General features: G+C 60.6%; 16 protein-coding genes and 4 pseudogenes. 6 read left to right on the top strand and 14 right to left on the bottom strand.

Annotation, left to right across the window (positions count from 1 at the left end; genetic code table 11):
- The 12 genes and pseudogenes from choW to B0G69_RS25150 form a co-directional block, all read right to left on the bottom strand.
- Complete coding sequence (choW, locus tag B0G69_RS25210) at window positions 1-903, bottom strand: choline ABC transporter permease subunit (RefSeq protein ID WP_121322052.1); 903 nt, start codon at window positions 901-903, stop codon at window positions 1-3.
- Window positions 896-2,074, bottom strand: a complete 1,179-nt coding sequence (locus tag B0G69_RS25205) for a glycine betaine/L-proline ABC transporter ATP-binding protein (RefSeq protein ID WP_121322049.1) — start codon at window positions 2,072-2,074, stop codon at window positions 896-898. The genes choW and B0G69_RS25205 overlap by 8 nt, the downstream gene beginning before the upstream one ends.
- Before the next feature lie 1,107 nt (window positions 2,075-3,181).
- Window positions 3,182-4,084, bottom strand: coding sequence for a methyltransferase domain-containing protein (locus B0G69_RS25195; RefSeq protein ID WP_121322047.1), 903 nt, complete (start codon window positions 4,082-4,084; stop codon window positions 3,182-3,184).
- A 117-nt stretch (window positions 4,085-4,201) separates the two neighbouring features.
- Complete coding sequence (locus B0G69_RS25190) at window positions 4,202-5,632, bottom strand: TolC family protein (protein ID WP_347232514.1); 1,431 nt, start codon at window positions 5,630-5,632, stop codon at window positions 4,202-4,204.
- Complete coding sequence (locus tag B0G69_RS25185; protein WP_121322043.1) at window positions 5,622-7,052, bottom strand: HlyD family type I secretion periplasmic adaptor subunit; 1,431 nt, start codon at window positions 7,050-7,052, stop codon at window positions 5,622-5,624. The genes B0G69_RS25190 and B0G69_RS25185 overlap by 11 nt, the downstream gene beginning before the upstream one ends.
- A complete protein-coding gene (locus B0G69_RS25180; RefSeq protein ID WP_277873562.1) occupies window positions 7,049-9,232 on the bottom strand; it encodes a type I secretion system permease/ATPase in 2,184 nt (727 codons plus the stop codon). The genes B0G69_RS25185 and B0G69_RS25180 overlap by 4 nt, the downstream gene beginning before the upstream one ends.
- A gap of 127 nt (window positions 9,233-9,359) precedes the next feature.
- Window positions 9,360-12,791, bottom strand: a complete 3,432-nt coding sequence (locus B0G69_RS25175) for a hypothetical protein (RefSeq protein WP_147440771.1) — start codon at window positions 12,789-12,791, stop codon at window positions 9,360-9,362.
- A 2-nt stretch (window positions 12,792-12,793) separates the two neighbouring features.
- Window positions 12,794-13,384 (bottom strand): hypothetical protein, encoded by a 591-nt coding sequence (locus B0G69_RS25170; protein WP_121322039.1) that lies wholly within the window; start codon window positions 13,382-13,384, stop codon window positions 12,794-12,796.
- Between the two features lie 143 nt (window positions 13,385-13,527).
- Window positions 13,528-14,112 (bottom strand): hypothetical protein, encoded by a 585-nt coding sequence (locus tag B0G69_RS40720; RefSeq protein WP_147440770.1) that lies wholly within the window; start codon window positions 14,110-14,112, stop codon window positions 13,528-13,530.
- Between the two features lie 600 nt (window positions 14,113-14,712).
- A pseudogene (locus B0G69_RS42060) lies at window positions 14,713-14,991 on the bottom strand (hypothetical protein); the annotation flags it as partial.
- 16 nt (window positions 14,992-15,007) lie between these two features.
- Window positions 15,008-17,044: pseudogene (locus B0G69_RS42815) on the bottom strand (IS5 family transposase); the annotation flags it as partial.
- Window positions 17,045-17,586: 542 nt separating this feature from the next.
- Window positions 17,587-17,733: pseudogene (locus B0G69_RS25150) on the bottom strand (IS6 family transposase); the annotation flags it as partial.
- A 14-nt stretch (window positions 17,734-17,747) separates the two neighbouring features.
- On the opposite strand from B0G69_RS25150, the pseudogene B0G69_RS25145 reads away from it, so the two are divergent.
- Window positions 17,748-18,147 (top strand): annotated as a pseudogene (locus tag B0G69_RS25145) (LysR substrate-binding domain-containing protein); the annotation flags it as partial.
- Between the two features lie 35 nt (window positions 18,148-18,182).
- Here the strand turns inward: B0G69_RS25145 and B0G69_RS25140 are convergent.
- Window positions 18,183-18,488, bottom strand: coding sequence for a hypothetical protein (locus B0G69_RS25140; RefSeq protein ID WP_175165173.1), 306 nt, complete (start codon window positions 18,486-18,488; stop codon window positions 18,183-18,185).
- A 763-nt stretch (window positions 18,489-19,251) separates the two neighbouring features.
- On the opposite strand from B0G69_RS25140, the gene B0G69_RS25135 reads away from it, so the two are divergent.
- Window positions 19,252-20,298, top strand: coding sequence for a porin (locus B0G69_RS25135; protein ID WP_121323869.1), 1,047 nt, complete (start codon window positions 19,252-19,254; stop codon window positions 20,296-20,298).
- Window positions 20,299-20,401: 103 nt separating this feature from the next.
- Here B0G69_RS25135 and B0G69_RS25130 read toward each other — a convergent pair whose 3' ends face one another.
- Window positions 20,402-21,169: a class II aldolase/adducin family protein gene (locus B0G69_RS25130; protein ID WP_121322033.1), complete on the bottom strand. Its 768-nt coding sequence runs from the start codon at window positions 21,167-21,169 to the stop codon at window positions 20,402-20,404.
- 499 nt (window positions 21,170-21,668) lie between these two features.
- On the opposite strand from B0G69_RS25130, the gene B0G69_RS25125 reads away from it, so the two are divergent.
- Genes B0G69_RS25125 through B0G69_RS25110 form a run of 4 tightly spaced genes read left to right on the top strand, consistent with a single transcriptional unit; the run spans window position 21,669 to window position 25,008 of the window.
- Window positions 21,669-22,538 carry a branched-chain amino acid ABC transporter permease gene (locus tag B0G69_RS25125; RefSeq protein ID WP_121322031.1) on the top strand — a complete coding sequence of 290 codons (870 nt, stop codon included), beginning with the start codon at window positions 21,669-21,671 and terminating at the stop codon, window positions 22,536-22,538.
- Between the two features lie 8 nt (window positions 22,539-22,546).
- Window positions 22,547-23,557 carry a branched-chain amino acid ABC transporter permease gene (locus tag B0G69_RS25120; protein WP_121322029.1) on the top strand — a complete coding sequence of 337 codons (1,011 nt, stop codon included), beginning with the start codon at window positions 22,547-22,549 and terminating at the stop codon, window positions 23,555-23,557.
- Window positions 23,550-24,314 (top strand): ABC transporter ATP-binding protein, encoded by a 765-nt coding sequence (locus B0G69_RS25115; protein ID WP_121322027.1) that lies wholly within the window; start codon window positions 23,550-23,552, stop codon window positions 24,312-24,314. The genes B0G69_RS25120 and B0G69_RS25115 overlap by 8 nt, the downstream gene beginning before the upstream one ends.
- The gene (locus tag B0G69_RS25110; RefSeq protein WP_121322025.1) at window positions 24,301-25,008 is read left to right on the top strand and encodes an ABC transporter ATP-binding protein; all 708 of its coding nucleotides are present in this window, start codon (window positions 24,301-24,303) and stop codon (window positions 25,006-25,008) included. Before B0G69_RS25115 ends, B0G69_RS25110 begins: the two co-directional genes overlap by 14 nt.
- Window positions 25,009-25,038: the final 30 nt, after the last annotated feature.

Raw genomic sequence — 25,038 nt, 5'->3', positions numbered from 1 at the left:
TCAACCGTGTTGCGCGGCCGGCGCGCGGCGCACTTTCATCACGCTGCGCAAGCCCGACAGCAGCGGCGCGCGCGCCATGCCCGGCGCGCGGCCGAAGCTCTCCGTGATGCGGTCCAGAATGATCGCGAGCATCACCACCGAGAGGCCGCTTTCGAATCCGAGTCCGATATCGAGCCGCTGAATGCTTGCCAGCACGTCGTTGCCGAGACCGCCCGCGCCGACCATCGACGCGATGATCACCATCGACAGAGCCATCATGATGGTCTGGTTCACACCCGTCATGATCGAGGGCAGCGCATTCGGAAACTGCACCTTGTAGAGCAGTTGCCACGGCGTGCAGCCGAACGCCTGGCCCGCTTCGACGATCTCGCGGTTCACGTGCTTGATGCCGAGCGAGGTCAGTCGCACCGCGGGCGGCATCGCGAAGATCACCGTCGACAGAATGCCCGGCACGCGGCCGAGGCCGAACAGCATGGCGGCCGGAATCAGGTAGACGAACGCGGGCATGGTCTGCATCAGGTCGAGCACGGGGCGCACGATCATTTCGACAGTGCGGCTCTTCGCCATCCAGATGCCGAGCGGAATGCCGAGCAGCAGGCTGATCACCGTCGACGACAGCGTGAGGCCGAGCGTGATCACCATCTGGTCCCAGAAGCCGGTGCTGTAGATCAGCAGCATCGCGAGCAGCGTGAACAGCGCGAAACGCCAGCCGACCCGCCACAGGCCAATGCCGACGAAGATCGCCATCAGCGCCCACATCGGCACGGCCTGCAAGCCGTGTTCGACGAGCGCAGCGAAACTCTCGATGACCTTGCCGATCGCGTCGAACGTCTTCGCGTCGTGGTCGAGCAGATAGTGAACGCCGTGATCGACCCAGGCGCCAAGCGGAATGATTTCAGACATGGGAACCTCGATGGCGCGTGAGAACGTTCAACACGTTCGTCTTGTTGACCGAACCACAGTAAGAGCCGTCCGCTTCGACGACCGGCAGGGGCGCGCGGCTCGCCACCACGCGTTCGACTACATCGTCGAGCGGCGTGCTGCGGCGGATGCATTCGATCTGGTTGAGCAGCGGCGACGCGCTGCCGAGCGCATCGCGGCACACGAAGCCGCGAATCTTGCGTTCACTGTCGAGCACGAACGCGTAGTCGGCGCTGCCGTTGAGCGTGGCCGCGACGCTCGACGCATCGATCTGCGGCGAGTGCTGCATGAGCGGCACGGCGTCGGTCTGCATCAGATCGCCCGCGGTCAGGTAGCGGCTCGTGTCGATGCCCTCGAAGAACGCGCGCACGTAGTCGTCGGCGGGATTCGTGATGATTTCCTGCGGCGTGCCGATCTGCACGACCCGGCCGCCTTCCATGATCGCGATGCGGGTGCCGATGCGCATCGCCTCTTCCAGATCGTGCGACACGAACAGGATGGTGCGCTGCTGCTCGCGTTGCAGTTCGAGCAGCACGTTCTGCATTTCCTTGCGCTTGAGCGGGTCGAGCGCGGAAAACGCTTCGTCCATGATCATCAGCGACGGGTTGACCGCGAGCGCCCGCGCGAGTCCGACGCGCTGCTGCATGCCGCCCGAGAGTTGGGCCGGCAGCTTTTCCGCGAACGGCGCGAGGCCGACCTGCTCGAGCACGGTCATCGCGCGCGTTTCGCGTTCCTTGCGGCCGACGCCCGCCACTTCGAGCCCGAACGCGGCGTTGGAGAGCACGGTGCGCTGCGGCATGAGCGCGAACGACTGGAACACCATGCTCATGTCCTTGCGGCGCAGCGCGATGAGTTCCGAACGCGGCACGCTCGCCACGTCGCGGCCGTCGATCAGCACCTTGCCCGCCGTCGGTTCGACCAGCCGATTGATCAGACGGATCAGCGTCGACTTGCCGGAGCCGGAGAGGCCCATGAGCACGAAGATCTCGCCTTCCTTCACGTCGAACGAGACGTTGTGGACGCCGACGATCTGACCGGTGCGCGCAAAGACGTCCTCTTTGGTTGCGCCGGCCGCTAGCATGGCGAGCGCCTCTTTCGGGCTGGAGCCGAACACCTTGCACAGCCCTTCGACCACGACTTTCGGGGAATTCATTGAACGCTCTCCTGTGTCGACTTAGCGCTTTAGCGCCTAGTCCCGTCCCATGCACGAAGTTGCTTGCGTCGCGGACGTCCGTCCGCGCTGTGCATACATAGTTGCCAGAAAAAAGTGCGCGTTGCCGACTATTTGCGACAACCACATGAGGAAATACGACACCTGGTGGGGGGCGCAGGCCGCCTCGTGGTCGCGCAAGGCTTATGGGGTAAGGGTTTGGCCGGTGTTGCCTGGGCTTGGCGGGGATGTCGCGTCAAAGCAGATACGCATGGCGCGGGGAGGCAAATGTGTGGGTGCCGCGAGCGCAGCAGGGGCATGCGGCCGCACACCCATGTGGGTCGATGCGATGCGGCTAATCCGGCGACCGGCCTCGGTGCTGCCGGCGCCGTGTTCCGTTGAGTCGTGAATGCACAGCAACGCTAACTCGCGAGGACTTGCGCACTACGCGCCGTCTTTACGGCGATCGCCGGAGACAGCATTGCATTGTCGAAGGTGCAGCAGCGGGCAGTCGCGCTGTGCCCGGTTTTCACCGTGATCGCGGCCCGCATCGTTGCCGCGCAACGGTAGCGCAAAGCGTAGAGCGCAACGCGTGCGCTCTCGTCAGATCACTGCGACGCATGGGCCGCCCGATACCCCCGCCGCCCAATCGCCAGCGTCAGCACAGCGGACACCGCAAGACTCGCCGCCACGACATAAAGCCCAGCCGCGTACCGGTGAGAGCGTTGATCTCCGAAGACCTCACCGGGGAAACGCTTGAAAGCCTGCGCGAGCGGTTCGACTTCGCCCCGTCCGAAGTGGCGCGACGTGCAGCGGATTTCAGGCTCTGATTAGTCGACCATTTGCCGGCCGCAAGCGAACGCGGTCGGCGCAAGGCATGAAAAGACGCCCGCGCGAGGCGGGCGTTAAAGGAAGGCGGCACCCCTGAGAGAGTCAGATGCCACCCTTCCGGGGAACAACGAATAGACCGCCGGTCAGAACTGCGCGGTCAACTGGAAACCCAAAGTGACCCGGGCAGTCGGAAAGCCCGAAGGTTTGTAGATCGGCGTACCCCGCACGTTTCTTTATTGTGAACGGGCGCTCTCGCTGCTCCGGTTCAGGTCTGTACAACTACCGATGGTTATACGCCAGGTTATAGACCTCTCCAGCTTCTGCGTTCCATTGAACTTTGGCCGGACCTATCTTCCTTACCAGGCATGCGCTGCAAAGGTAAGTTCGCCCGCGATCGAGACCCGGTTCAAGATGCGGTAAAGCGGTGCACTCAGGAACAATCCAACTCCGCAGTGTGTGACCTTTGTCAAGCATCTCAAATCCGGTGTGAGCATTGAACAGGCCTTCCCACGCATCCTTGGAAAATCGCCAGAAATCCCATGGTTCGTAATGAAGTGGCCATGACGGATGCGACTGGATATAGGCAATCCCGCCTAGCTTCAACATTTTGTTCATCTCGATCGCCACCATCCAAGGCATCAGAAGGTGCTCGAATACCGAAATCGAGAAAATCGTATCGAACTGCCCCGTTACGTGTCGGCTAAGATGATGCGCGTCGCCGACAACATCGACGCCCGGCCCAGTGCTGATATCAATCCCCACATAGTCAACGTCCGGGTGAACAAGATGGCGATGACTGTTCCCGCTGCGTGCGCGCGAACCGATTTCAAGCACTCTATCGCCGGGCCTGGATTGCTTCAGCAGCGTTTGCGTCATCGTATTGAAACGGTGGTTTTCCTCCGCTACCAAAGACGCGCCCGGAGACGGGACAATTTCCGTACCGCCGAACAGAAGTGCTATGTCCTGACTCCGCACGGACGGCGGCAGGGCGGTGCAGACCTTGAATCCCCATTTCGCTGCCCCTTCGCCGTACTTTTCCACTACGTCAGGTCGTGGGACGGGCATCGCAGTAGAGACCAGTCGGGTGTCCTTGCATAACACGTGTGGCGCGCCGTATTCGGACCAGCCTTCCACTACCAGTATGCCGTGAAAGATCGAGCATGTATCCAGGTGATAGAGCATCTCTTTTGCATTCCTTTAATGTAGTTCCGCCACAAATTCCAAGTTGGAGCAAGTAATGAATTGGGTGGCTGTCAGTCAGTTAAGCTGCGCGAACAACTGAACCCCTGCATGCGTCGTTCAACGCATGTCATCGGGCCCAAGTCGTCCGAGGCTGCCGGCAAGGCGCAGCCGCGCGGAGCGCCAGTCGGCCAGCGCCTGCACGCGCTGCTGCTGCGCGTTCGCCAGCGCCATCTGCGCGTTAAGCAGTTCGAGAATATTTCCGACGCCCGCCAGATAGCGCCGCTGGGCCGCGGCGAACGATCGCTGTGCGATATCCAGCAGAGCGGCACTTTCCTTGGCCGTGTCGGTTGAGGTCTGAACGGCCTGGTAACTGTTCCAGACTTCAAGCCCGACCTGCTGGCGCACGCCGTCCAGAGCATCCTGCTGCTTCTCCAGCTGAGCCTGCGTCTGGCGGACCTGATACGTGCGGCTGAAGCCTTCGAAAAACGGAATCGTCAACTGCACGCCGACATACCATTCGCGGCCCGTGGCCGGATACTCCGGGATACCCAGTCCTAACGTCGCGGGCTGGTTGTTACGGCTGTACTTCGACACCAGGCTAAGGCTCGGCAGTCCTTCCGCACGCGTCTGGTCTACTTTCGCTGCCGCAGCATCCACCTGGGCCTGCGCAGCCATCACGCTGGGATGCGTGCGCCTCGCGTCCTCCATCAGTTCACCTACCGATTGCGCAAACGCGGCGTCTGGCTGCACACCGTCGGTGACTGCCGGAAGTTCCAATGGAAGGTCGGGCGAGAGGTTCAGAGCTGATGCCAGAGTCCCCACCGCCGTCTGCCACGTGCCCTGTGCCTTGACGCGGTCCAGTACAGCCCGGGTGTATGCGGTCTGCGCCTGCAATGCATCCGAGATTGGGGCAATCCCCTTGTCAACGCGCGTCGACGCAACCTTCGCACTGTCGCCCGCCATATGTTCGACATCGAGCGCCACCTCGAGCGCGCCCGCGGCGGCCTGCGCTGCGTAATAGTCTTTGGCCACCGCCGCGAACAGGCTCTGGAGTGTCGCATTCTGCGCGGACTGTGAGGCGGCCAGCAGCGCCGACACATTCCTGAGCGCTGCGCCGCGTGCGCCGAAGTCGTACAGCGTCCAGTTCAGCGACAGGCTCTCCGCGTGGACCGTTGCAAGCGTCGCGGAACTCAGGTTGGGATGGCCCGTGACTTCGGTCACGGCGTTATCGCGCACGAACTGTCCATTGCCTGTAATGGTCGGCAGATACGCCGCACGGGCAACACCTACGCCTGCCGCCTGAGCCTTGACATCGGCCCATGCCGCGCGCGTCTTCGGGTTGCCACACAGCGCCCGTTCGACGGCTTCACTCAGGAGCAGCGGCCTGGCAGGTGGCCCAAACTGACATCCAGCAATGTCGGGCACGATAGCGCCCGCCGGGGTCGCCGAAATTCCGCCGGCGGTGCGGAGTACGTCGAAGGCACGCGCCGATGGCGACGCGAAAAGCGCTGCCGCACAGGCAATCAATACCATCCGCCTAGCGCTCACGCATGCTCTCCTGCGCGCTTTCCATCAGCGGGCCAAGAAAGTACCCCGCCACGCTGCGCCTGCCGGTCTTGATATCAGCCGTCACCTGCATGCCGGGGGTCAGCGTGATCCACCTGTTTTCCACGCGAATCCTGTTGGTCGCCAGGTGGATACGGACCGCAAACGTCAGGCCGAGCTTTTTGTCCTGCACCGCATCGTTCGACACCGATATCACCGTGCCACCGATAAACCCAAAACGGGTGTACGGGAAAGCTTCGACCTTGACTGCCACCTTCTGGCCGACGTCTACGAAACCGATATCCTTGTTCTCCAGTTGCGCCTCGACTTCCAGAGTGTCGTCCGGCACGATCTCCATCAGTGACTGGGCCGTGGTCACGACACCGCCGAGCGTATGCGTGGCCAGTTGCTGGACGGTCCCGGCCACCGGCGCGGTGAGACTCAGCAATGCCTGGCGCGTTTGTGCCTTGGTCTCGTCATCGCGGCTCTGGGTCGCCTGCTGCGTGTCCTTCTCCAGCTCATCAAGCTGGTCGCGCCTGAATTTGGAAGTGATCGATTCAATCTCCGCGCGCTGTTCCGCAACGCCCGCAGCCAGCTCACGGGCATGGCTCTGCTGAGCGGCCAGTTCATGCTCCTGGCCGAGTGCGGTCTGCTCCTTGTCGAGATAGTCGCTCTGCGCAACGTATTTATCGCCCGCGAGCGACCGGTAGGAGTTGGCCTGCTGGCGCGCGAGCGGCGCCGTGGCCCGGAGCTTCGCGACCTCCTGACGGGTGGAGTCGAGCGCGGCTTCCTGCTTGAGTAGCTCGGCCTGTGCGCTATCTAGCCTGTCCTGATACTCGCGAAACGCGGCTTCGGCAAAGCGCTGTGCTTCGCGCATCCGGTCATCCGGTGCGTCTTCGACCCGTGCGACTAGCGGTGAATGATGGTCATGTTGCGCGGCAAGGAGCGCTGTTGCGCGCGCAACACCCAGTTCGGCATCAAGCTTCGACGACACCGCCTTGTGTGCGTCAGCCGCCGCCTGGGCCGTGTCGAGTTTCACCAGCAACTGGCCCGCTCTGACCTGCTGACCGTCGCGAACCCAAATTTCCCGGATCACCCCTGTCATAGCGGGCTGGATGACTTTGACACGCTCGTTCGGGACAAACTTGCCCTTCGCCGTGACCACGATGTCCAGTCGGCCGACAATGCCAATCAGCAGGATCAGCACCGCCAGGGCAACAATAACGCGCATGGTCCAGCGCGGTGCGGGATGAACGGGTGTCTCAACCAGTTCGAGCTGGGCCGGCAGGAACGCAAGTTCGTGAGCCGCCCGCTCGGGCGAATCAAACTGGTGGCGGATGTCCCATGCACTGCGAAAGACAGCGGCGTAGCGGGCAAACAGGTCGCCCAACGCCTGCAAGCGGACGGAATGCAGGAATTTCATGCGCCACCGTCCTGCAGCGATACCAGGTGAGCGTAGTAACCGCCATGCTGGAGTAATGAGGCGTGATTACCCCGCTCAACGATGCGGCCCCTGTCCATCGAGACAATCTGGTCGGCATGACGGACGGCCGTGAGCCTGTGCGCAATGATGATCACGGTTCGCCCCGCGCACATGGCCTTCATGTTGTTCTGGATGATGCGCTCGGTTTCGAAATCGAGCGCGCTGGTCGCTTCGTCGAACACCAGGATGCGCGGATTGGTGAGCAGCGCACGCGCAATCGCGAGACGCTGCCGCTGGCCGCCCGACAGGTTCGAGCCGTGTTCTCCGACCAGCGTGTCGTAGGCTTCCGGCAATTCGCAGATGAAGTCGTGCGCGCCCGCGAGCTGTGCTGCGTGGATGATTGATGTTAGCGGCGCCCCTGGGTCGGTCAATGCAATGTTGTCGCGGATCGAGCGGTTGAACAGCAGGTTCTCCTGAAGCACCACGCCGATCTGGCGGCGCAGCCAGGCGGGATCGGCAAGCGCCAGATCGATACCATCGATACGTACGGTGCCCTGCTCGGGGACGTAGAGGCGTTGCACCAGTTTCGTCAGTGTGCTTTTGCCAGACCCGGAGCGGCCCACAATACCGATCACCTGACCGGCCCGGATATTGAGGTCAATGCCGTCGAGAACCGGTGGGCCATCCGGACGATAGCGGAATCGGATGTTCTCGAATTTCACGTTGCCTTGGAGTGACGGCAGCGCCTGACGACTTTGTGGCAGTTCGGTCCGTGCGTTCAGAATGTCGCCCAGGCGGCTCATCGAAATGCCGACCTGCTGGAAATCCTGCCAGAGTTGCGCGAGCCGCAGTACTGGCTCACTGACGCGTTGCGACATCATGTTGAAGGCGATCAACTCACCCACCGTGAGCTTGCCGTCGATGACCAGCTTCGCGCCAAAAAACAGCGTCGCCAGCGTCACGAACTTGCCCACAAGCTGGATGGCCTGCTGCCCGAGGTTGCCAAGCGAACTGACGCGAAAGCCCGCGGCAACATAGGCGGCAAGCTGGGTCTCCCAGCGTTTGATGAACTGCGGCTCGACCGCCATCGCCTTGACCGTTTCGATGCCTGACGCGGCCTCGACAAGGAAAGACTGGTTATCGGCCCCGCGTGCGAACTTCTCGTTCAGCCGGATACGCAGTACCGGTATGAGGCCCGCCGAAATCGCGGCGTAGACCGGCAACGAGAGCGCGACAGTCAGCGTGAGCCAGACGCTGTACAGGCACATCACGCCGAGAAAAATGAACGAGAACGTCAGGTCGATGAACGCGGTCAGCGCCTGACCGGTGAGGAAATTGCGGATGTTTTCCAGCTCACGAACCCGCGCGACCGTATCTCCTACTCGCCTTGCACCGAAATAGGCGAGCGGCAGCGTGACGAGGTGCCGGAAAAGACGCGCGCCGAGTTCGACGTCAATCCGGTTCGTCGTGTGCGCGAACACATAGTTGCGCAGCCCGGTTAGCAGAACCTCGAATACCGCACTCACCAGCAGCGCTACACAGACGACGTTCAGCGTGCTGTAGGTCCGGTTGACCAGCACCTTGTCCATCACCACCTGAAACATCAGCGGCGAGACGAGACCAAACAGTTGCAGAACGAACGAGACGGCCAGCACTTCAAGCAGCAGCCGGCGATACCTGACGATAGCCGGAATGAACCATGAGAAGTCGAACTTCGCGAGTTCTCCGGCAAGTGACGCGCGCGAGGTGAACAGCAGCATGCTGCCAGTTGTGCGCGCTGCCAGCGTCTCCAGCGGGACTACCACCGGTGCCGGGGCGTCGGCTTCGAGAATGAACGCGGTCCTGCCGTCGCAGCGCGCGATGATGAAGTGTCTGCCGTTCCTGTCGAATGCGAGCGCGGGTAACGCAGTGCGATCAAGTCGCTCGACGCGCAGGGGAACCTGTCTCGCTTTCAGACCAATTGCGCGGGCGCTGAGTACCAGCGCATCGCTATCGAATTTGAGGTCGCCCCGCGCTGCAGCGTGCCGCAACTGGGCCATGTCCGCAGCGATGCCGTGAAAACGTGCGATGACGATCAGGCAGGCGAGGGCTGGATCGGTTTTCGATTCATCGAGATAGGCATTATCTGGCGCGTTGCTGGAGGGCGAAGCAGACGGTTCAATGAGGTCGGGGGCATTCACAGGCAAGTTATATTTTTAAGCGCTACAGCCGTGTCGCCTGAGCAGCACGAAAGAAAAGAGAATCCATGCCCGCGCAGCGTCCGCAACCAATGTGGATGCGGACGCAGGCGGTGTGTCGAATCAGGCGTTAGTGAAGGTTTGCCGCGAGCGTGGCCTGCTGCGGTTGCAGCGATGCAGCGACCAGCGTCGAACTGGCAGCCGGTTGCACCCCGTACGACGCCATACCGGCGATCAGGTTACTGATCTGCAAGTCCGACAGGCTCGCGGTAGGTGCAGCGGCGTCCTGCGTAGCGTTCGGGTTGAACATGAGGTTCACTCCTGCGATGTCGCCCGTACTGCCGTTCGCCCAGGTGAACGTGCTGTCAACCAGGATCTGGTTACCGTTGTTGTCCTGGTTGACCTGCTCGCCGTTCAGATTGATCGACGTAATGCCGAGCTGATCCAGACTATATAGCTCACCGCTCTGGAATTGCCCGGTGCCTGTGGTATCGACCCACACCTTCAGCGAATTCCACAATGCGTCGTTCGCTGTGAGCGATCCATTACCGGTTCCGTCAACCTGCCGTGCCAGAGCCTGAAGCGCGTCAAAACCGGCGACGAGCTGACTGTCCTGATTCACAACGGTTGTGTTGCCCGCATCGTTCGGGTCGTAGACCAGATAGCCTTCGCCGGCCGTCCCCCAGCCAGTTTGAACCTTCTGGCCATTGTTCCGCATGTCGAACGATGCCGGTGACGAGCTCAACGCAGTGGTTTCGACCTTTCCGCCGTTCAGGTTCAGGACAATCGGGTCGCCCGAGTAACAAAGGATATCGACGTCAAGGGAGGGTCCCGAAGAATCTGGCGTATCGTACCAAGGCATCGAGAGTATCGGGTCCGACCAATCGCCAGGAAATCCAATGCTGCCCGAGGACGAATCATCGTTCAGGCTGTAGTCCGGAAAGTTAATTTGCGTACCTGCGGGCGATGCCGGGTTGAGTGGCCCGTAAGCGCCTGAAGGGGCAGAGCCTGATCCTCGCGTATAGTTTGGATTGTTGGTTTTTACGGAGACATTGCTTCCGTTAACAGTATTGCCGCTGGTGCCAGTAAGATCAATGATCGTATTGTTATTCCCGTAGATCGTATCGCCTGTACCTCGCACCACGATAGTCGCCTGAACTAGAGGATTTGAGCTTTTTAGCGCAGTCGCATCGATGTAATTGCCGCTACCGTAGATGTAGATGGTCTGACCGATATTCTCGGGCCCAAGCACGATCACACTGTTGGTCGCATTAATCGTATTGTTCACGCCGTTGTCGACCACGACTGAATTCGAGCCTGCGGTAATATTGTTCCCGTTGCCATTCATTGCAACGGCGGAATTGGTGCTGGCAGCTATCGAGTTCGAATCGCCGTACACGATACCGCCTGAATTCTGAAAAAACGTGATGCCGTCGCCCGCGCCGTGAAACGTGAGGCCCGTGCCAACCACCGCAAAGCCATTGTTGGCAAACTGGGAGGTCAGGTTGTCGTTGTTGCCGTAGAGCGTCGCCGTGACCCCTGCGGCGGCAGCGGCCACCGCATTGTTATCCCCGTACACGTTGGCGCTTGAGTTCTGGAAAAGCGAAAGTCCATCACCGACGCCGTGAAACGTCAGGTTCGTGCCAACCAGCGCCCAACTGGTATTGGTGAACGTTGAATCGATCCTGTCGTTGTTGCCGTAGAGCGTCGCCGTGACCCCTGCGGCGGCAGCGGCCACCGCATTGTTATCCCCGTACACGTTGGCGCTTGAGTTCTGGAAAAGCGAAAGTCCATCACCGACGCCGTGAAACGTCAGGTTCGTGCCAACCAGCGCCCAACTGGTATTGGTGAACGTTGAATCGATCCTGTCATTGTTGCCGTAGAGTGTTGCGTTAACCCCTGCGGCGGCAGCGGCCACCGAATTGCCATCCCCGTACACGTTGGCGCTCGAGTTCTGGAAAAGCGAAAGTCCATCACCGACGCCGTGAAACGTCAGGTTCGTGCCAACCAGCGCCCAACTGGTATTGATGAACGTTGAATCGATCCTGTCATTGTTGCCGTAGAGTGTTGCGTTAACCCCTGCGGCGGCAGCGGCCACCGCATTGCTATCCCCGTACACGTTGGCGCTCGAGTTCTGGAAAAGCGAAAGTCCATCACCGATGCCGTGAAACGTCAGGTTCGTGCCAACCAGCGCCCAACTGGTATTGATGAACGTTGAATCGATCCTGTCATTGTTGCCGTAGAGCGTTGCGTTAACCCCTGCGGCGGCAGCGGCCACCGAATTGCCATCCCCGTACACGTTGGCGCTCGAGTTCTGGAAAAGCGAAAGTCCATCACCGACGCCGTGAAACGTCAGGTTCGTGCCAGTCACCGCGAATCCGTCATTGGCAATGGCTGAGTTCACAACGTCGTTGTTGCCTAGCAGGGTAACGCCAACGTTGACACCCGATGCAGTCACCGTATTCGAATTCCCGCTAACGACAGACGCCGTATTGGCTTCGGCAATAACCGTGGCATTCGAGACGTTTGCCCTGTCGGCATTGCCCACCAGGTCAACAAAACTTCCAGTGGGAGCCGTTACCTGATTGTTCGTGCCGCTGTCGGTGACAAACGTCGAGGCACTTCCTGCGGTGACGGAATAGCTTCCACCTGTCCCAGCGATGTAGACTTCCGCCACGCGGTTACCGTTCTGGTCCGTGGACTGGTAGCCGTAGCTGCCGTCGCCAAAAAGGCCCAGCGTTGCCGTGCCTGAAGTCGCTTCGGGAATCGTCCAAATGTTCTCACTTGAGTTCGCGGTTTCCAATAACGGGCCGGCCTTCGCAAATGCGCCTTGCTGATACGTGACACCTGATGCAAAGGTGTAGAGCGTGCTGCCATCGCTCTGCGCCAGGACAGCAGTCGGGATGTCTATGCCATAGCCGGTGATTTGCCCTGAGGCGTTGACCTGCGGCACCATCATCCCGCCATTGAACACGGCTTGAACGTTGGTCGTAAAACTGCTCGCGAAACTGCTTTGCTGAGCCGGTGACAGGCTGTTGTAGTAGGTGTTGACGAGGTCTTGAAGCGGCGCAATGGTATTCGCAAACTTGCTGGCGTCGGGCACCGCAACCCCTGTAACGAGGAAGCCGGCGGCGGCTATCGCCAACCCCGCCGCGAGTATCGCCGCTCCTTCCGGTGTCTTTGCCGCCGCCACGCCCAGCCCGCTGCCAATCATGCTGAGTAGCGAGTTGTTTTGGACCTGGGCGTTGGGATTGTTCGCTTGGTCAGCAACAACGCCTATACTTGCAGCGAGGCCAAGCAGTCCAGCTGTGTCACCGATTCCCTTGACAAGTGCAGACGCCTCTGACGAACTGTCGGCGTATTTTTGCAGCAGCTGGACTGTGCTCGCCCCAACTCCTGCTAAGCCAGAAGCACCAGCAATTGCATTTAGAACGCTTAACGTACCTGAGGAAGTCACCGCTCCGTTGATCGAATTGAATGCATCGGTCGTACCTGTGGACGTACCGACTGCTTGCAAAAACAAATCCTCTACTGCCTGTGCAACCGATATTGCTCCAGCCATGCTCATACCCCTAATGAGACGTTGCGTTTAACTGCGGACATGAAATAAACCGACAGAATCCATAAAAAGACAATCACGGCGACCCAAATAAACGAAACTTCATTTATCGCTCTTATTGACGATCCGAGTTCTTCCATTGACCTCTTTGGGGTGAGCAGCAATTTCCCATCAGGAGTTCGTATCAATGTTGGCCAGAAATACCCCTGACCGTTCGCGCGCAGGAAGCCTTCGACATAGACATGTGTGGGCGGATCATCTTGGGGCATGTCCTTTCGGCCGTGAACGGTAGTTCCCCGCTCCATGTTGTAGGTTTGCCCATCGTCAGTCACGAAGGCAATGTACGAGGCCTGTCCGTGCGTCACCTGCAAAAATGCTCCCGTCGCGCGAATAACCGGTACATCCGGCGGAAACGCTCCCGAATAGATGGCAGTCTGTTTTCCCTGGACTAACGGAAATGCAATTGAGGCCGCCAAAGCGCTATGAAGTATGGCCGCCTTCCAGCGCGGATATTTGCCAATAAATTTAGACTTGCCGAGAAATAATATCTTGAAAGCGGGAAGCCAATGCATAGTCTTTTCCTGCGGATAACTCATAAATCCCTCCGATCGGCTGCAATTTAGAAAATTCAGATGGACGGACCTTCGTCTTTGCCAAAAAGATCGTAGTGCTGTCTTCCCGACACAAAACTATTCTCTTTTAATTATGTCCTGAACTTCAGTGGAAATTGCCGCGCTAGTCATTGAATTTCTCCCTTTTTCAGCCTGCGTGCGATTTTTACTACGTTGAAAAACGAGATAATCCAGAGTGGTAACAACGAAATTTGCTGAATAGCAAGCAGGCCACCCCAAATGTCTCTGTGATTTTCCAGTTCTCTTGATAATTCGTCAGGTGCGAGCAAGATCTGGCCGTCGATGGTCGAAATCGAAGTCGGCCAGAAGAACCCCTCGCCATTCTTCAGAATGAACCCTTTGACATGCAGGCGTTGGTCGGGATGCTCAGTTACAAAATCCCGGATAGCGTGAAGGGAGGAGTAATCCTGAAAAACATAACTCTTTCCATCTTCGTCAAGAAATACGGCGTAATCAGGTCTTTTGTATTCTCGCCTAAATTCTATATGCCCATTGCCGCTGATAAGCGGGGTAAGCGGCGGCAAATCCCCTTTGTACGCGCCGGCATAAAGCGCATTAACATACGGAAAGCAAGCTGAAAGAACTATAACTAATCTCAATAAACCGCTTTTCCAACGATAGCCGCTGCCAATTTCCACCGGCGAACCAACTAGCAGGATTGAGAACGCACGATATAGATTTGATGCCCACATGGTTCTTCGATAACTCTGGAAAGGGCTCTCAACATTCAAGCCAAGATCAAGGCAACTTTGTCACGTCAGCATGACTTACCCGCTCCGCACGGAAAGCCACAGGATCGAATAATCGCAGAAGTCATTCATTCGCCCAAGGGGGCCTGACTGCATGAACTGGCCGGAGTGATCTATTCCCGGAGCGCAAATTCGTGAACGTCGGGCCGATTTCTTTCTTGGTGTTCTGCCTGTACCGTTATCGATGCTAGTCCGAGGATACGAGAGTTAGCCGCTGCACTGCCATAGGACTGATCTGAAACTGCCGGCGCGAACATCCGGCGCTATCGGGAACACCGGAAAGCTGATACGGGAAATGGGCGAGCGGGGAAAAGAAGGGCTGGACAGGGACCGGGCCGGAAACGCCCGGTACTGGCGGGGGGAAGTTGCGGGGATTTGACGAGGAAAGCTAAAAAGGCACGATGAAAATCGCGCCTTCTTCAGCAGTGCGACCGGTGTCGCCTGTGGTCAGTGCGGCGCGGTGACGGACTCCGAACCTGCTTTCGTGCGCGTCGGTCGGCGCGGCATGACGCCGACAGCGCTATCCGCCGCATCGCTATCTGAAGCGCTTCGTACAGCATCGGACAGCAGGTTAGCCGCGTCACGGGCCGTGATGCGGCTGTGCGCCACGCCCTTGGCGTCTAGCGCGATGATCTGGAACAGTTCACTATCGCACTCGTTGCTCCGCTGATACGCCTCGCCCGTATCAACCAGCAGTTGCAGCAACGTCCGCTGCTGCGCCCTTTCTTCGTTCGTTATCGCGGGACTCCGGCATACGGACGCCGCGAGCGTAACCAGCTTGTCGAGTTGTTCTCTCTGCTGGTCGCACAGACGGAAAGCCGCGCAGCACCACACCTGGTATTCGTGCCATGCAGGTCAGATTGCTCGCAACCATCGTCAGCTTGAAGTGCTGGTCGACGCGCTTGATGCCGCGATAGACCGTCTGCCGAATCCGTCCGATGGTCTTGCCCCAGCCGAAATGCTCTTCGATCCGTTTGCGGATGATCTGGCTGATCCGGTAGCCCGCATGCCGCGAAGTGCGACCGTCGATTGCGCTGCCGCCCAAACGCTCATCGTTGCGCGCGACATGCGGTGTCACGTTGCGAGCGCGGCAATCGTTCACGAAGTCGCGGGTGTCATACGCCTTGTCGGCGCCGACTGTCTTCGCATGAGCGCCTGGTACGCAATCGAGCAATTGCAACGCGCTGGCCCGCTCGGCGAAACCATCCGCGTGACTGACCACGGCGCCGACCACCAGCCCCGAGCGGTTCTCCATCAGGATGTGCCCGTGGTAGCACAGGATCGCCGGGCTCTTGTGGCTCTTCTTGAACAATCGCGCCTCCGGATCAGTAGTCGACTCGTGCGTGGCATTGCTACGTCGCTCGCCCTTCCAGTCAGTGTCGGCGTTGCGGCCACCGCCGGCTGGCGGACCATCGTCCGGGCCGTCCTTGTGGCGGAAGCTCTTGTGACTGGCCCACGCCTGGATCGGCGTGCCGTCCACCGAGAAATGGTCTCTGGACAGCAAGCCCCGCTTGTCCGCCAGGGTCATGACTTCGGTGAAGAACGCTTCCACGACTTCATGCTCCAGCAACCGGTCGCGGTTCTTCGAGAACACCGAGTGGTCCCACACGGCGTCCTCAATCGCCAGCCCGACGAACCAGCGGAACAGCAGGTTGTAGCGCATCTGCTCCATCAGCATGCGCTCGCTGCGCACCGAGGAGAACACCTGCAACAGCAGTGCCCGCATCAGCTTCTCAGGCGCAATCGAGGCACGGCCAGTGTCCGCGTAGATGACGCTGAACAGCTAGGTCTGCATGGCATCCTTATAGATGCGCCCATCCTTCATGATCAGTTTCAGGTTCGTGTCGGGATCGGCGAGCAGTGCCACATTGTCCAGCGGGTTGCCGTCGACGACCAGCAAATCGGCCCATGCACCCGGCTGCAGCACACCCAGTTTGGCGGGATAGGGGTTGCGCTCGCCGGAGAGCGCAAGCAACTCCCCGTTTCGCCCCGTCACCATCCGCAAAATCTCGGAGCCGTTGTACCAGCGCGTCATATTGCCGATCATCAAACCCTGGCGTGCCGCTACCGCCGGTGAGAAGATCAGGTCGGTCCCGAACGCCACCTTGAGTCCGTGCTTGCGTGCGAGCTTGTACATGTTGTCGGTCCCCACGATGACTTCCCGGAACTTGTCGAGGATCGGTCCCGTTAGCGGCCCGACGTCGTCCTCGTTCACGAATGGCTGCGTACTCAACCATGTCCCGTTCTTCGCCATGATCTCGGCTGTATGATCATCGATCAGATGGCCATGTTCGATGCATTGCGCGCCTGCCGCCACGGCTCGTTTCACGGCTTGTGACGTGTACGCATGAACGGCCACATAGGTCCCCCAGTCGCCGGCTGTTTCGACGGCTGCTCGCAGTTGCTGCTCGGTGAAGGTCAGCATGTCGAGTGGACTGCGCGGCGTGGATACGCCTCCGGCTCCCACGATCTTGATCTGCGTTGCGCCCTGCAGGAACTGCTCGCGCACGCGTAACCGCACCTCGTCCGCCGAATCGGCGATCGCATTCGCGCCAGCCCTTTCCTGCTCACTGACTTCGCCCGTAGTACGAGGGATGGCCGTGAGCGGGCGAAAATCGCCGTGACCGCCTGTCGTCGTGATCATCGCGCCGGACGGATAAATGCGTGGGCCAGGAATCATCCCCGCATCGATAGCCTGCTTCAGCGCGAATGCTGGCCCGCCCACGTCGCGTATCGTCGTGAAGCCGCGCAGCAGCGTACGCTGGGCTTCCGCACTCGCAGCCAGATACACCAGGCCCAGGTCGGCCTGCATGATCGTCTGGATCGGCAGTGAGGCGAGCATGGCATGCCAATGCATCTCGATCAACCCCGGCATGATCACCTTGCCGCCGCAATCGATTGTGCGGCTCGTGCTCGCAGCGGGTGGCTGGCCTTGCCCCATCTGTGAGATGCGGCTTCCTTCGACGACGAGATGCATCCCATCGCGCAGGCCGGCAGACTTGCCGTCGAACAGTCGGAAATTTGTAAACGTGACGGGCTGCGGCGCAGCGGCGGCGGGACTCGAGCCCTGCGCCCGCACGAGTTCCGGGAGTACGGCACTCAGCATGGTCGCTCCCATGCCGATCAGAAATCCTCGTCGCGCGAGGTCGGCGCCGATGCGGCGATTCGCATACTGCGCGAGCGCCTTGTTACAGAAACAGGAATACATTTGGCTTGTTCTGCTGACACCACGGTACTTTCCGGAATCCATATCTCCCCCCATTTGAGTTGAACAGCACGCGCAGAAGCGCTGCTTGCGGCCTTTGAACAGGCAACGGGAACAACCAGCGGACCGTAACGCATTTGTACGGAAGTGTGCCAATTATCCACGCTCGCGCGAAGATGGGATGAGCAAGCGCCTGCGATGAAGAGGACTATTTACATCGCGAGAGAATAGAATTGCTCGGCAGTAGTCGAGGCGACGCCATCATCACGCATCTGTCCCTTGCGGATCATGTGCGCGATTTCGGTGCCGGACAGGATGATGCGCGCGCAGCGGAAATCCTTGAATCCCGTCATCGGTCGGCTTTGAACCACGCCCGGCCTATCTTGCCGGGCGGCGTGCACCGCGCAGTCCGGCGGAGCTGGCGCAGCACAACTGCATCGGCATTCGCCAGGGCGACGACGGCTACGGCCTATGGTGTCTGACGAGCGGGACGCGGCGCGAGCGAGAGAACGGAGACGGTGCGTGTGCGCGGCAATCTCACCACCAACGACGGCGAAATCGCGGTGAAGTGGGCACTGGACGGACTGGGAATTCTGATGCGGGCGGAGTGGGATATCGCGGAGTATCTCGCCGATGGCCGGCTCGTTCATGTGCTGCCCGACTACCGCACACCGGGCGCCGATATCTACGCGGTGTATCCGCAGCAGTTGCAGATGACGGCGCGGGTGAAAGCCTTCGTTGACATGCTGGTCGAGACGCTCGGCGCGCGCTGAACGGACTGCGTCGCGCCGGGCGTCTGCCTGATCGCTTACTGGCTTGCGCCTGCGGCCTTCTTCTCGGCCTGCTGCAACTTGGCCGGATAGTTCGGGTCGTTCGCGGCCGGCTGATAGCCTGCGTCTTCGAGCTTCTTCAACTCGGCGTTCTTCTTCGCGCGGGCCTGCTTGCGTGCCGCCTTGCGCTCGGCTTTGGTCGGCTTTGCCGGCGTCGTGGCCGCATCGGCCGGCGCAACCGACGCGTCGCCAGTGTTCTGTGCCAAGGCGAGCGGAATGCCGCCTGCCACCATGGCGATGACCGAAACGCCAAGCATGATTCGTTTAATGGCAATGCTCTTCATAACGGATATTCCCTCTGGAAAGTTGGCAATAGCATTGAAGGCTGTTTGCGATTTTTCGTTCACGACGGCGAGTCGCACGCGATCTTCGTTCGGTATGGGCTCGCCTGTTAAAGCTTACAGGCAAACGGCGTAATTGCATCTGGCGAATGTCGCGTCGCAGCGTCAGTGCGCAGTTGTCAGATGGGAGAGGAAATGATAGTGGCCAACCTCGGTCAATGAACTTCGCATGCTTTCCTACGCCAGTTCTGCAATGCAGAACTGTAAAAATAGCAGACGGCTCGTGATCCAAACTTGCGGTTCGACTTCTTGCCCTTCATTGCAAGCGCTTATCTAAAAAATACGATTCACAGCGCACGCCAGGTGTTTTCCCTATTTTGGCCTGCATTGCAGACTAACTCCTGATTTCCCCCGTTGACATCGAACGAACGGTCGTGCGAAATTGCGCGTGCATCCTGTCACCAGGCACGCAATCGATGAATGCGCCATAGCGTCGGCCCGACCCGCAATCTGCCAACCCGCAGGCGAGCCGCATCCAACTCAGGCGCGTACCCGCCAGGCCAATATTTCGCATCCCTGATCAGATTGCGAAGGCGCGTTGTCGTCCATCGACATTGCCATGCCCGACAGGTTGCGAAGAAACGCGAAGGTCGCGAGAACCGTGCAGCACCCGCCGCATTCGCCCGTTCAGTCGATTCTAAAAAACAAGGAGACACGTAGCATGCCGGCAAGTCATCGTAATCGGATTGGCGTCATTCTCGGATTGATGAGTGCGTGCGCAGTGGGCTTGCCCCATCGCGCGTATGCGCAAAGCAGCGTCACGCTGTACGGTATCGTCGACGCGTCGCTCCTCTACACCAACAAAACGCTCGACCCGGCAACCGGCCAGAGCGCTGGCCATCAATACTCGTTCACCGACAGCGGCCTGTCCGGATCACGCTTCGGCATGCGCGGCGCCGAAGATCTCGGCGGCGGCATGCGGGCGATCTTTCAGCTGGAAAGCGGCATCAGCGTCGCCACCGGCGCACTCAGCAATTCGAACAGCAACCTGTTCGGCCGCCTCGCCTATGTTGGCGTGGAAAGCCGCTTCGGCACGGTCAAGGCCGGCTTGCAGTTCTCGCCGTTCTTCCTCGCGGTGTACGACTTCGATCCGCGCGATATGGCGTACTTCGGCAGCGGTCTCGTCACCTACCTGAACAATGTCTATGTCACCGGCCTCTTCAACCCCAACGGCATTTCGTACACGTCGCCGGAGATCGCTGGTCTGCAAGCCAGCGCGATGCTGGCGCTCGGCGGCGCGGCCGGCGATTTCCAGGCCGGCCGCCAGTACTCGGCCAGCCTGCGCTATCACCTGGGTGCATTGACCGTCGATGCCGCGCTCTACAGCGGCAATGCCGGCGGCAGCGCGGCGTCGATCCCGGTGCCGAGCGTAGTCGAATTCAACGGCCGAGCGATCGGCGCGAGCTACGTCTTCAACGACCTGACGGTGAAAGCGTCGTACGTGCAGTACAAGGTCGCGGGCTCGTTCAACAGTCGTGTCTATTCAGGCGGCGCGAGCTATCGAATCACGCCGGCGTTGAATGTCGACGCGGGCGTATGGGTCACGCGCGACGCGAATGAATCGTCGAACAACTCGGTGCTGGCGTCGACGGGGCTGACGTATTCGCTGTCGAAGGCGACCATGACCTATGGACAGGTCGGCTTCGTGACCAATCATGGTGGCATGCACAACGGGCTGTCGGTCAACAACGCGCTGAACCTGCCGACGGGCACGACGGCCGGTGTGAATGTCGGCATCCGTCACACGTTCTAACAAGGGCGCGGCGCTCTGCTCGAGACCGACCGCCGTTGACCGATGCGCCGCGTGAGCGGCGCTTCGGTCATGTGTGCGCGCGCTCGCGCCTACGCGTCGGTGGCTACTGGTCGAAGCCCGGATTGCGCCGCGTCAGACGACGCAGCAAACCAGGCCACACCAGATCCGCGCCCTTGCCTTTACTCACTTCGCGCGCCTGCTCCTCCATCGTCGCGATGATCGACTGCGGCACCTCGATCAGCTTGCCGCCTGCCTGCGCGAGAATCTGAATCCGGCATGACGTTTCGAACAGATACATCGCCTGAAATGCTTCGGCAACCGAACGACCGCAGGTCAGCAAGCCATGATTGCGCAACATCATGGAATTGGCGCTGCCGAGGTCGGCGACGAGCGTCGCCTTTTCGGCATCCCGCAACGCGACGCCTTCGTAGTCGTGATACGCGAGGTTCGTCAGCACGAATGCCGATTGCTGCGACAGCGGCAGCAGACCGTCCTGCTGCGCCGCGACGGCCACTCCATACGCGGTATGCGTGTGCAGCACGCAATTCACGTCGGGCCGCGCCTCGTGCACGGCGCTATGAATGACGAAGCCGGCGGGATTCACGTCGAAGGTCGTCGGCATGACCGGGCGCCCCTCGTGGTCCACTTTGACGAGGCTCGACGCGGTGATCTCCTCGAAAAAAAGGCCGTACGGGTTGATCAGAAACTCGTGCTCGTGCCCCGGCACGCGCGCCGAAATATGCGTAAAGACCAGATCGTCCCAACCGAACAGCGCGACCAGTCGATACGCAGCCGCGAGATCGACGCGGATTTGCCATTCTTCTGGCGACACCAGGTGACGAACGCTGGGAATGTCGAGTGCTGGATTCATGAGTGACCTTCATGGGAACAGAGGCGCGGCGTGGGGAGGGCTGACATGTCTGCATTGCAGAATAGTGGCGCGGAGAAATCAATGTCAAGCGGTCCTCCCTGTCTTCACCACCGAGTGTCATGCCACCCCTTTCACGAACCCTCGATCCATACCAGATAGAAGCCACAGCGTGCCGCCCAAGCATTCGTGCATGTTGCATCGATTCTTCGCCAAAAAGGCAAGCCGCCTAAGTGACTTCCCTGAAAAATCTGCAATGCAGAACGATCGAATGCAAAACCCTATTGACGCAAAGCGAACGCTCGTGCCAAATTCCTTTCGCACCACCACCCATCGCGTTCAGAAGTCAGCGTCATCGAGGTGCGTTTTTTCAACCGTTGGCAAGCGTCGTCTGGTTCGAGCAGCGGCGGTTGTCCCGTCCGCAAGTATGGCGGCTCGCGCGGCACTCCCTGAAGCCAAGGGCCATGCTCGCACGATGCGCCTGGCTGGAGGGTGTCAAAGCGTGGATATGTTCTTGCAGCAGGTCCTCAACGGGTTGACGCTCGGCGGCATTTACAGCCTCGTCGCGCTCGGCCTCACGCTGGTCTACGGCATTCTCGCGGTGCCGAACTTCGCGCACGGCGCGTTCTACATGGTCGGCGCATTCGTGTCGTTCTACCTGATGAACCGGCTCGGCCTGAACTACTGGCTCGCGATGCTCGGCGCCGGCCTCGCGGTCGCGCTGCTCGCGATTCTCGCCGAGCGCCTCGTGTTTCATCCGCTGCGCAAGTCCTCCGAACTGCATCCGATGATCGCCGCGATCGGCCTGCTCCTCTTTCTCGAAGCCGGCGCGCAAGCGATCTGGGGCGCCGACTTTCACCGCATGCCGACGCCTTATGCGGGCATCGTCGAACTGGGCGGCGTAAGCGCGCCGTTACAGCGTCTTCTGATCATCGGCGCCGCGTTCGCGCTGGTGGTGCTGCTGCAACTGTTCCTCAGATTCACGGTGATCGGCTCGAGCATCATCGCGATGGCGCAGGATCGCGAAGGCGCGTCGCTGATGGGCATCGACGCGAACAAGGTGACCATGCTCACCTTCGGCATCTCCGGCCTGCTCGCCGCGGTGGCCGCCACCCTCTACGCGCCGATCAACCTGGTTTATCCGGCGATGGGCCAGTTGGTGATCCTGAAGGCCTTCGTGATCATCATTCTCGGCGGCATGGGCAGCGTGCCGGGCGCGATCGTCGGCGGGCTCATCATCGGCATGGCGGAGAGCTTCGGCGCGTTCTATATCTCGACCGACTCCAAGGACATCATCGCGTTCGTGCTGCTGGTGGTGATCCTGTCGGTTCGTCCTCAGGGGCTCTTCACCAGGGAACTGCGCGCGTCATGAACTCACTCATGAAACCATTCGAGGGCAAACGGGGATGGACGCTGCTGTTCGTGCTCGGGCTGCTGTTCCCTTTCGCTGCCATCAACGACTACATGCTCACCGTGATGTCCACCGCGTACGTCTTCGCGCTGGCCACCGTCGGGCTGAATCTGATCACCGGCTACACCGGCCAGTTCAATCTCGCGCACGGCAGCTTCATGGCGGTGGGTGCGTACACGGTCGGCATTCTCACGGTCGATCATCAGGTGCCGTTCTGGCTCGCGTTCGTCGCGGCCGGCGTGGTGGTCGCGGTGCTCGGCGCGCTGATCGGACTCGTGTCGCTGCGCCTGCGCGGCCATTACTTTTCGATCTTCACGCTGTGCGTCGGCTACATCATGTTTCTCGTGATCGAGAAGTGGGATGGTCTCACGCACGGCGTGGCGGACATCATCGGTATTCCGGCGCCTGCGGGTTTCGGCATCGTGTCGTTCGAGAATCCTCGCGCGCTGTACTACCTGGTGTTCGCGTTCCTCGTGCTCGGCGTGTGGCTGATGCATCGCATCGTCGATTCGCTGCTCGGGCGCACCTTCATGGCGATCCGCAACAGCGATGGACTCGCGCAATCGCTCGGCATCAACCTGATGCGCAACAAGGTGTTGGCCTTCGTGCTGTCGGTCGTGTATGCGGGGCTCGCGGGCGGGCTGTATGCGGGCGCCGTGCGCTTTCTGGGCCCGGACCTCGCGGGCGTCGAGCACACGTTCGACATGACCATGTACATGCTGGTGGGCGGTATCGGCACGCTCGCGGGTCCGCTGCTTGGCGCCCTGATCATTCCGTGGCTCACGCAGTATCTGCAGTTTCTGCAGGAGTATCGCTTCGTCGTGTTCGGGCCGATCCTGATTCTGCTGGTGATCTTTTTGCCCAACGGCATCGTCGGTCTGTTTCATGCGAGGCAGCTCCGGCGCACTCCACTGCCCGCGCCAGCCGGTGCGATGGCCGCGCATCGCCCCCAACCCACCGGAGGCGACGGTCATGCTTGAAATCGAATCGCTCAAGAAGCGCTTCGGCGGCCTCGTCGCGGTGGACGACGTCAGCACGCGCATCGAAGCCGGCAAGGTCAACGCGATCATCGGACCGAACGGCGCGGGCAAGACCACCTTCTTCAATCTGATCAGCGGCATGCATCTGCCGACCTCGGGCCGCATCCGCTTCAAGGGCGAGGACGTGACGAAGCTCGGCGCCGACCGAATGGCGCGGCTCGGCGTCGCGCGTACGTTCCAGTCTACCGCGCTGTTCGACCGCGCGAGCGTGCTCGACAACCTGATCGTCGGTCATCGTCTGCGCACGCGCTCGGGCCTGTGGGACGTGCTCACGCATTCGCGGCGTCTGATCCACGAGGAGCGCATGTGCCGCGACAAGGCGCGTGAAGCGCTCGACTTCGTCGGCCTGTCGGCGATCGCGGCGCGCATGGCCGGCGACATTTCGCAGGAAGAACGCAAACGCGCGGCCGTCGCGCTCGCGCTCGCCACCGAGCCGAGCCTGATGCTGCTGGATGAGCCCGCCGGCGGCGTGAATCCCGAAGAAACCGAAGGCCTCGCCGATCTGATCCGCAAGCTCGTGAAACACGGCGTGACGGTGTGCCTCGTCGAACACAAGATGAACATGGTCATGAAGCTCGCGGACCGCATCATGGTGCTGAACTACGGCCGGAAAATCGCCGAAGGCACGCCTGCCGAGATTCGCGCGAACCCGGCCGTGATCGACGCTTACCTGGGGAGCGAGCATGCTGAAGTTTGACCACGTGTCGCTCGACTACGGCAGCTTTCGCGCGCTCGACGGCATCAACCTGCACGCCGACGACGGCGAACTGGTCGTGCTGCTCGGCGCCAACGGCGCCGGTAAAAGCTCGATTTTTCTCGCGACGAGCGGCCTGCGCCGCGCGGCGAGCGGCAGCCTGCGCTTCGGCCCGCGCGAGTTGCTCGGCATGACGCCCGCGCAGATCGTGCGCAGCGGCGTGATTCAGTGTCCCGAGGGACGCAAGCTGTTTCCCGGCATGTCGGTGCTGAAGAACCTCACGCTCGGCGCGTACGTGCATCGCGGCGACAAGGCCGGCAATCAGCGCAATCTCGACCAGGTGTTCACGCTCTTTCCGCTGCTCGCCGAACGCAAGGACCACGCGGCCGGTTCGCTGTCCGGCGGCCAGCAGCAGATGGTCGCGATCGGCCGCGCGATGATGGCGCGGCCCAAGGTGTTGCTGCTCGACGAACCGTCGCTCGGTCTCGCGCCGCTGGTAGTCAAGCAGGTATTCGACGTGATTCAGCAGATCAACCGCGCGGGCACGACCGTTCTGCTCGCCGAACAGAACGCATTCGCCGCGCTGAAGATCGCGCACCGTGCATACGTGATCGAGAACGGGCGCATCGTGCTCGAAGGCGATCACGCGAGCCTGATGAATAACGAAGCGATCCGCCGCGCGTACGTCGGCGGGTGATGCATTCGTTGCATTGCCCGCGCGCGGTCA

It is taken from the genome of Paraburkholderia sp. RAU2J (assembly GCF_003634845.1).
GTDB classification, from domain to species: Bacteria; Pseudomonadota; Gammaproteobacteria; order Burkholderiales; family Burkholderiaceae; genus Paraburkholderia; species Paraburkholderia fynbosensis.
The sequence above is the reverse complement of the archived record's forward strand: the minus strand, read 5'-3'. Positions and strand labels throughout refer to the sequence as shown.